The sequence below is a fragment of the Tissierella sp. genome (assembly GCF_052089545.1).
Classification (GTDB): Bacteria; Bacillota; Clostridia; order Tissierellales; family Tissierellaceae; genus Tissierella_A.
The window spans coordinates 1-2,565 of the sequence record NZ_JBQDAA010000275.1; the positions used below are offsets into that span (position 1 = coordinate 1).

Consider the following 2,565-nt stretch of genomic DNA (forward strand, 5'->3'; position numbering starts at 1 on the left):
TTCTATAGATAAACAGAATATATCATTTTTCTTTGAATACTATTTATCATAGAAGGAGTGATTGTTTTGAATAGTATTTTAACGATAACACTATATGGTTTCATAGTTGGAATGATTGGAACTGGTCTTGGAGGAGTCTTATCAATATTTATAGGAGAAAGTAAAAGATTCTTTAGTTTTCTTTTAGGGGTTACGGGTGGATTTATGATGTTTATAATTACCTTTCATTTGCTTCCCGAATCTTTTGTACTCGGAGGACAGTGGATCACCTTTATATCTGTAATGATTGGTGCATCTTTTGTTATATTTATACAATATGGACTAAAGTTTTTAAATAGGTCTCCACTAGTAATAAGTGGACTTGTCCTTGGCTTAAGTATAGCAGTGCATAATTTTCCTGAAGGACTTGCCCTTGGCTCAAGCTTTTTTTCTATGAGAGAGTTTGGACTTACTCTTTCTTTGGCTATGCTTCTTCATAATATTCCTGAAGGACTTGCAATAGCTATACCATTAAAATCTAAAGGAGTAAATATATTTAAAATAATTCTTTTTACAATGCTAACTGGTTTTCCAACTGGTATAGGTACATTTTTAGGAGCAAGTCTTGGCATGCTTTCTAATACTTTAATAGCTTTTTGTTTATCATTTGCAGGAGGAGCTATGTTATATATTATTGCAGATGAAATACTTCCTGAAGGAAAGAAACTCTACTTAGGTAATTTATCTTCTATAGGGGTAGTTATAGGCTTTTTAATTGGAATATTTCTATATTTCAAATAAAAAATATAGACCTTGAAAGATCTATATTTTTTATTTGTATCTTGTATTTTATTTTATATTATATTATTTTAAATATCAAATGTAAAATTGGTGCAGCTATTAAAATACTTAAAATAACTCTTTCAATCCAAATAATAACATAATCTTTTAAAGTTAAAGGTATTTCTGTAGCCATTATACAAGGTATTGATGCTGAGAAAAATAATATCTCTGAAACACTTACTATAGCTATTAAGAACTTAGTAATTAAAGGTGCCTCTGTTACTAAAAGCGCAGGTAGAAACATCTCAGCTATACTAAGTGAAACTGCCTTGGCTGCAAGTAGTGGCGCTGGAATTTTAAAAAGTGCCATAAAAGGATAAAATATATATCCAACTACATCAAATATAGGAGTATGATTTGCAAGCACTATTCCTATTACACCTATGGACATAAGTAATGGCCCTATTGAAAGAGCAAGTCCTATACCATCCTTTAAAGTAGAAACTACACCTGCTATTACTGATGGTCCATTATCAAAAGCTTCCATAGCTTCATTATATGCCATAGTAAATCTTTTACCTTCAGGTTCTTCTTCTCTTTGACCTTCTTGATCCATATAAAAAGTATCAGGCTTTTTACTTAGTGGATATATCCTCGCCGTAATAGCTGTTACTAAAAATGTAATTAGTATAGTTATCCAAAAATATAATAGCCAATAATTCATTATATCAAGAGTATTTGCCACTATAACCATAAAAGTAGCGGAAACAGTAGAAAATCCTGTAGCTATAATAGCTGACTCTTTTCCTGTATATTTTCCTTCTTTATATACTTTGTTTGTAATAAGTAGTGCTAAAGAATAACTTCCTACAAATGAAGCTACAGCATCTATAGCAGACTTTCCAGGTGTTTTCCAAGCTTTACTCATAACAGGCTTCATAAATACTCCAATAAATTCCATAAGTCCATAATTTATTAAAAAGGCCAGAAATATAGATCCTAGTGGTACTATTGTTGTTACAGCTACTACTATCTTTTCAAATATAAAGGGAATAACATCGGGTGCCATTAAAAAAGCAGGTCCCTTATTTAAAATTGCCATGACTACAAATATAATTCCTAAAAGTTTTAAAAATGAAAATATTGTAGTTGAGGTGTTTTTATTCCATGTCCCTTTAGCAAATGGAAGTATTGCACCTAAAATTACTATTATTCCACCATATACTGGTGAAAAATATGGGATGGTTCTAATTAAGTTTACCATATGATCTAATGGTATGGAGCTATCACCATTTATTTTTATTGGAATAAAAAACATAAATATACCTACAAATGCATATAACAAAAATTTTATTAGTTTTGTCCCGTCTAGTTTTATCTCCATATATTACTCCTTTTTTCTATAAGAAAGGATTGTAAAACCATTTCTAATCTTACAATCCTTTTTTATAATTTATTTTACATTCTCATCCATTAGTTTTTTAACAAGTGATTCATCTGCAACATAAGGAAGAGTTATATGGTCTGTATCTTTAAAGTCATTATTATACTCTATAACAGTTTCAATAGAATGATCATTTCTAGCCCAAGCTCTTCTTGCAACTCCACCCATTACATCCCATGGCATAGCAGTTGAAAGTATAGTATCTACTCTTTCTGATCCGTCTAAGACCATTCCAAAACCACCATTTATAGCTTTACCTATACCTACTCCACCACCGTTGTGTAGAGCTATAAGACTCATACCTCTAGCTGCATTTCCTGCAAAACATTGTGTTGCCATATCAGCCATCATATTACTAC

At 31.0% G+C, this 2,565-nt stretch carries 2 protein-coding genes and 1 pseudogene; 1 reads left to right on the forward strand and 2 read right to left on the reverse strand.

Annotated elements, in window-relative coordinates:
• Positions 1-66 precede the first annotated feature (66 nt).
• Entirely contained in the window at positions 67-780 is a 714-nt protein-coding gene (locus ACTHW2_RS12855; RefSeq protein WP_442264287.1) for a ZIP family metal transporter, read from the forward strand.
• A gap of 58 nt (positions 781-838) precedes the next feature.
• Here ACTHW2_RS12855 and ACTHW2_RS12860 read toward each other — a convergent pair whose 3' ends face one another.
• Both ACTHW2_RS12860 and ACTHW2_RS12865 read right to left on the reverse strand, forming a co-directional pair.
• Complete coding sequence (locus tag ACTHW2_RS12860) at positions 839-2,146, reverse strand: YjiH family protein (protein ID WP_442264288.1); 1,308 nt, start codon at positions 2,144-2,146, stop codon at positions 839-841.
• A gap of 69 nt (positions 2,147-2,215) precedes the next feature.
• Positions 2,216-2,565, reverse strand: a pseudogene (locus ACTHW2_RS12865) (urocanate hydratase); the annotation flags it as partial.

Excerpts from the sequence above, each read along its gene's own strand:
- ACTHW2_RS12860 (WP_442264288.1), bottom strand. The coding sequence starts at position 2,146 with ATGGAGATAAAACTAGACGGGACAAAACTAATAAAATTTTTGTTATAT.